Origin of the sequence: Mesorhizobium sp. M7A.F.Ca.CA.004.06.1.1, assembly GCF_003999135.1 — a bacterium.
In the GTDB taxonomy this organism is placed as follows: domain Bacteria; phylum Pseudomonadota; class Alphaproteobacteria; order Rhizobiales; family Rhizobiaceae; genus Mesorhizobium.
Window position 1 is genome coordinate 1 of record NZ_RZPQ01000356.1, and the last position, 5913, is coordinate 5913.

Genomic DNA, 5913 nt, shown 5'->3' on the forward strand with positions numbered 1-5913 from the left:
CCTCGTCGACACCGCATATCCGTTTCAATGCATGAAAATCACGTCGTGCCAGGAGTTCGAGATTGGCGACCAGCGCCTTCATCGCCGGACCGAGCCGGTTGCGCACCGCAAGTTGCAGCGACAGGCATTCGGCCAGGTCGCGGGCAAACAGCCCGGCCGGCTCGAAGGTCTGACACACCGCCAGCACCTTCGCCACGGCAGCGGCATCCGCACCGAGACGAGCGGCGATCTCGGCCAGGTCGGCACGCAGATAGCCGGTCTCGTCAAGGCCGTCGGCGAGTTCGGCGGCGATCAGCCGTGCAGCCGGGTCAGTGAAGGCTAGCGCCACCTGTTCACCGACATGGTCGCGCAGCGTGATCGCAGCAGTCGCCATATCGCCGGCGTCAAACCACTCGGATGAGGAACCCGCGCCATTGCCCGAAGCCGATTTCCATTGTGCCGTCAGGTCGGGACCGAGCCGCTCGCTGGTCCCCGGGTCGTCGGGGAACAGGTTTTCCAGCGACGTGTCGAGCTTGTCCGAGATCGCCTCGGCGCTCCACTGCGTCTCGTTTTCGAACCAGTCGCCTTCGGCGGTGGCTTGCGGCTCCGCCTCGATCTTCTGCGCCTGGTCGCTGGCGGCATCGTCCTGCGGCTCGGCGCGCTCCAGCAGCGGATTGCGCTCGATTTCCTCGTCGATGAAATGCTCAAGCTCGACATGGGTGAACTGCAGCAGCCGAATCGACTGCATCAGCTGCGGCGTCATCACCAGCGACTGCGATTGTCGTAGCTGTAGTTTGGCCGCCAACGCCATGGTTCGGTTTCAAACGCCTCGTCTACGCATCCCGACTTCCGGGCAAGAATTTTGCAGCCGGCCATAAAACTGGCCCGGCTTTTGCTTGTCAAGGCAATTGGTAGCAAAACCCGCTTACCGGAGCGTTATCCCGGAGCAAAATCGAGAAAAAGCGCCGCTCGAACCGGAAAAATCGTGTCAGGAAACAAATTTCACGCTCAGAGCAATTCCAGGAAAAGTGAGAGACCGCTTTCCCGGGAAAAGCGCATAGCGCTTTCCCTTGGGATTGCGTCAAGACGAAAAGACGGAGCGGATTGGCGTTTTCCGTGAAACGACGAACCGTTCAGAGCGTAAAACCCTCGCCGAGGTAAAGTCGCCGCACATCGGGGTTTGCCACCACCTCGTCGGCCCTTCCATGGGTCAGCACCTGGCCGGCATGGATGATGTAGGCGCGGTCGATGAGGCCGAGCGTTTCGCGCACATTGTGATCGGTGATGAGGACGCCGATGCCGCGCGCCGTCAGGTGGCGCACCAGTTGCTGGATATCGGCGACGGCGATCGGATCGATGCCTGCGAAAGGCTCGTCGAGCAGCATGTAAGCCGGACGCGTCGCCAGCGCTCGCGCGATTTCCAGGCGTCGCCGCTCGCCGCCCGAAAGCGACATGGATGGCGCCTTGCGCAGATGGCTGATGTGGAATTCCTCGAGCAGTTCGTCGAGATTGCGCTCGCGCACCTTGCGGTCCTTTTCGACCACTTCCAGCACCGCGCGGATATTCTGCTCGACATTGAGACCGCGGAAGATCGACGCTTCCTGCGGCAGATAGCCGATGCCGAGGCGTGCGCGACGGTACATCGGCATCGACGTGACGTCGAAGCCGTCGATCTCGATCGTGCCTTCATCCACCGGCACGAGGCCGGTAACCATGTAAAAACAGGTCGTCTTGCCGGCGCCGTTGGGGCCGAGCAGCCCAACGGCCTCGCCGGCGCGCACGCCGATGGTGACGCCGCTGACGACCTTGCGGCCCTTGTAGCTCTTGGTCAGCCCCTTGGCGATCAGGGTTCCCTTGAACTTTCCCGCATCGACGGTCACCGTGGCCGGCGCCGAAAGCTTGCCGGCGGCCCGTCCCGGAAGACGCGCCGTCAGCGACGACAGGCTGGCCATCAGGGGTTCGTCGCTCCCGATTTCGGCGGCGGCGTGATCGACATCTGGACGCGTTGCCCAGCGCATGGATCCACCTGAGCCAGCCCGCTTTTCATCTGCACGGTAAGCTTGCAGCCCACCAGAATGTTGTCGTTTTGCGACAGAACGACCTTTTTGCCCGAAAGCACCAGCACCTGGCTCTTCATATCGAAGCTGCCTTGATCGCCTGTCGCGACCTGCGCATCCGACTTGATGTAAACCTTGTCGGAGATCTCCAGGTGATCGATGTTGGCCGAGCCCGTCATCGCCGCACCCGCGGCCTCGGTGCCCTTGGCAGCGGCGTTGGGGTCCTTGACGTAGTAGACCGTCATCTTGCCGGCCTTCATCAATGTCGGCCCCTGGACGACACTGACATTGCCCGTGAAGATGGCGACACTGTCGGCCTGGCGGACTTCCAGCTTGTCGCTCTCGATCTGGATCGGCTTGTCGCCGGACAGTTTGAGGCCTGATTGACTGGTCGTCTGCGCCGATGACGGCCCGAGTCCGAGCAGCAGCAACGCTGAAGTTGCAGCCGCGAGCCGCGTCGAACTACTGAGCCGCATTGGTTTCTCCGCTGTTTCCCTGTGCCGCCTTCAAGGCGGTGGAATCGATGTTGACGCGCACCTTGTTCTCGAAAACCAGAACCTTGCCATTGTCCTGGACCGACATCGTATCCGCCGTGATCCGCGACCCGCCACGGCTGACATCGACGGGATCTCCCGTCTTCATAGTGCCTTTGCCCATGTCGAGGAAGACCGATTTGAACTTGGCCTGCATGCCGTCGGTCGTGGTGATCGTCACGTCGCTGGTCAAATTCATCGTATTGCCGTCGCGATCGTAGGTGCCGTGCGAGGCCTTGACCGCCGCCACATTGTCGGGCGCGATCGGCACCTTGGCGTCGATGCCTTCCAGCTCGATGATACCTTGCGTGCTGACATCCTGAATGGCACGCAGCGCCGTCATCGAATAAGGCTGCTTCTGCTTGGTGAAACCGTTGAGCTTGGGATTGGCCATCACCAGCTTGCCGTTGGAAAAGGCAGTGCCTTCCGCCTGAACCTTCACGGCGACGGGTGCGGCGAGATAGGAATAGACCGGGAAAGCGACCGCTATCAGTGCCGCGGCCACCGGCACGGCAAATTTGAGAACGCGCACGCGGCGCGAATGACGCTGTGCACGGTCGAAAGCGTCGCCGCGCGTCCGGCCGTCCGCCGGGGGAGCCAACACCGCCTCGGCGTTGGTCGGTTCAATCGGTCGCGCTAACATTCACTGCTTTCTTTAACCCTGCCCACCCTTGAGCACCGCCTATAGGTGGGACGCCGGCGCTTTCAAGCAAGCACAAGCCCACGAAAACTGCAAAAATGTGACAGCCGCCTTTGTACAGACGAAAACGAGGTCCGCACAACTGCGTGTTCTCCATAGCAGAAACAGACACGCGGCGTAAAATTTATCCGTCGTCGGTCTCGTCGCCGACCTGGGGCGATTGCACAAACATGTGAGCAGGCCAATACTTGTAGAGCGCCTAGCCGAGGCCGGCCGACTGTCGACGGGGATGGCTACCTCACGTCCAGGTGCTGACTTGTCTCGCCATACGCAAAAGAGAACTGCTTCCAGATGGGCGGATCATGGTCTAAAAGCGTCTCCTCCCGCCGACTGAAAGGCTGACCATGGCACTGAGAGCCGACGACCTGATCGACCGCCGCCGTTTGCGGCGCAAGCTGACATTCTGGCGCGTCGTCGCCATAGGCATCGTAGCCCTTGGGGTGATTGCGCTTTCAACCTGGTTCTATGGCGACGATTTCGGCGGCTCGACGGTCGACCATATTGCCAAGGTCAAGATCGAAGGCACGATCACCGAGGACGAGGAACTGATCAAGCGGCTGGAAACCATCCGTCTTTCATCGAAGGTGAAGGGCGTGATCCTGTCGATCGATTCGCCTGGCGGCACCACCGTCGGTGGTGAGTCGATCTATGAAGAAGTGCGCAAGCTGGCCGCCGACAAGCCGGTGGTGGCGGAAGTCGGCACGCTCGCCGCATCGGCGGGCTATATGATCGCCAGTGCCGCCGATCACATCGTTGCCCGCAAGACCTCGATCGTCGGCTCGATCGGCGTGCTGATCCAGTATCCCGACGTCAGCGGCCTGATGGACAAACTCGGCGTCAAGCTGGAGGAGGTGAAATCCTCGCCGCTGAAAGCCGCACCCTCTCCCTTCAAGCCGACCAATGACGACGAGCGTGCCATGGTTCGCAAACTCATCCTCGACAGTTATAACTGGTTCGTCGACATCGTCGCCGAACGCCGCAAGATGACCCGCGAACAAGCGCTGGCGCTTGCCGACGGCTCGATATTCACCGGGCGTCAGGGCGTAGCCAACGGGCTGATCGACGCCGTCGGCGGCGAGGCGGTAGCGGTCGACTGGCTGGCGACCAAGGGCGTCGATGCCAAGCTCAAGGTCGTCGAGTGGAAGGATACCGAACAGCGCGGCGGCTTCCTGTTCTCGAAAGCGATGGCGCAAACCATCGGCAGTGCGCTCGGCCTGCCCGCCTACAGTGGCGACGTCATCCATGAACTCGGAGCCGACCGCTTGTTTCTTGACGGTCTCGTTTCCGTCTGGCACCCTTGAGACGCCGTTTGGGGCAAGTGAAAAAAGCAAATAAAATCATCCTCATAATTTTGACCGCACTGCTTTCACGGGGACCCGTCTCATGATCAAGTCCGAACTTGTGCAGATTATTGCCACGCGCAATCCGCATCTTTTCCTGCGCGACGTCGAAAACATCGTCGGCGCCATCTTCGATGAAATCACCGACGCCCTTGCCGAAGGCAACCGGGTCGAGTTGCGAGGCTTCGGCGCTTTTTCGGTGAAGAACCGTCCCGCCCGCACCGGCCGCAATCCGCGCACCGGCGAATCCGTCGAGGTCGAGGAGAAGTGGGTGCCGTTCTTCAAGACCGGCAAGGAACTGCGTGAAAGGCTGAACGGCGGCAAGTAGGCGCGACGTCAGCGCCTGACGGCCTTTCGGACAGGCCAGCTTCCGACGGAAAACATCATGTTCAATCGCTTCATCCTCATCGCGATCTTCGTGCCCCTGGCGATCATCCTGATCGCACTCGCCGTTGCCAACCGCGAACTGGTCGCCTTCACGCTCGATCCGTTCAACCCCGGCAATCCGAAGCTGACCCTGACTTTGCCGCTGTTCATTTTCCTGTTCCTGGCACTCGCCATCGGCATGATCGTCGGCAGCCTGGCAACCTGGGTCAAGCAGGGCCGCTATCGCAAGCTGGCGCGCCAGCGCGGCGTCGAGGCCGAGAACCTGCGCCAGGCGGTCAGCCGTGCGCCGGCGGCACCGCAAAGCCCGGCTCTGGGAACGGCCCCAGGCTCCACCCAAGGGTCCGCCCAAGGGTCCGCCCATGGGTCCGCCCATGGGTCCGCATTGCCGAAGCCGACCGCTTGAGCCGCCCGTCGGCGGTTTTGTCCCCACGGAGTTCTTCATGCTGACCATTTCGGCCGCAGAGGTCGACCATGCGCTGAGCTTTGCCGGGCTGGTCGAGACGCTGCGCATGGCGTTTCGCGACGGCGCGGTGCAGCCGGTCAGGCATCATCATACGATCGAGCGGCCAGATGGCGCGGCCTCCACCCTGCTCTTGATGCCCGCCTGGACCGACCTCAACGCGGCCGGCACATCGGCCGGCGGTCACATCGGCGTCAAGATCGTCACCGTGTCCCCCGACAACAATGCCATCGGCAAGCCGGCGGTGATGGGGCTCTATCTCCTGCTCAATGGCGCCACCGGCGAACCTGAGGCCTTGATCGACGGCCAGCGGCTGACACAGTGGCGCACCGCCTGTGCTTCGGCGCTTGCGGCCTCCTATCTCGCCCGCGACGATGCCTCGCGGCTGCTGGTGGTCGGCGCCGGCGCGCTGTCGCCCTTCCTCGCCAAGGCGCACTCGGCCGTACGGCCGATCAAG

The 5913-nt window shown here is 62.1% G+C and carries 6 protein-coding genes and 2 pseudogenes; 4 read left to right on the plus strand and 4 right to left on the minus strand.

Annotated elements, in window-relative coordinates; translation table 11 throughout:
- The 4 genes and pseudogenes from EN906_RS20250 to lptC all read right to left on the minus strand — a co-directional run.
- A pseudogene (locus tag EN906_RS20250) lies at window positions 1–790 on the minus strand (RNA polymerase sigma-54 factor); the annotation flags it as partial.
- Between the two features lie 322 nt (window positions 791–1112).
- Window positions 1113–1931 (minus strand): LPS export ABC transporter ATP-binding protein, encoded by an 819-nt coding sequence (gene lptB, locus EN906_RS20255; protein ID WP_013529586.1) that lies wholly within the window; start codon window positions 1929–1931, stop codon window positions 1113–1115.
- Window positions 1931–2512, minus strand: a complete 582-nt coding sequence (locus EN906_RS20260; protein ID WP_127269994.1) for an LptA/OstA family protein — start codon at window positions 2510–2512, stop codon at window positions 1931–1933. Before EN906_RS20260 ends, lptB begins: the two co-directional genes overlap by 1 nt.
- Window positions 2499–3212, minus strand: coding sequence for an LPS export ABC transporter periplasmic protein LptC (gene lptC / locus EN906_RS20265; protein WP_127269996.1), 714 nt, complete (start codon window positions 3210–3212; stop codon window positions 2499–2501). The genes EN906_RS20260 and lptC overlap by 14 nt, the downstream gene beginning before the upstream one ends.
- 401 nt (window positions 3213–3613) lie before the next feature.
- Here lptC and sppA point away from each other — a divergent pair, with 401 nt between their 5' ends.
- From sppA to EN906_RS20285, 4 genes and pseudogenes are all read left to right on the plus strand, one after another.
- Window positions 3614–4570: a signal peptide peptidase SppA gene (gene sppA, locus EN906_RS20270; RefSeq protein ID WP_127269998.1), complete on the plus strand. Its 957-nt coding sequence runs from the start codon at window positions 3614–3616 to the stop codon at window positions 4568–4570.
- Window positions 4571–4652: 82 nt separating this feature from the next.
- Complete coding sequence (locus tag EN906_RS20275; protein ID WP_006200394.1) at window positions 4653–4937, plus strand: integration host factor subunit beta; 285 nt, start codon at window positions 4653–4655, stop codon at window positions 4935–4937.
- Window positions 4938–4994: 57 nt separating this feature from the next.
- The gene (locus EN906_RS20280; RefSeq protein ID WP_127272544.1) at window positions 4995–5399 is read left to right on the plus strand and encodes a LapA family protein; all 405 of its coding nucleotides are present in this window, start codon (window positions 4995–4997) and stop codon (window positions 5397–5399) included.
- Between the two features lie 37 nt (window positions 5400–5436).
- Window positions 5437–5913, plus strand: a pseudogene (locus EN906_RS20285) (ornithine cyclodeaminase family protein); the annotation flags it as partial.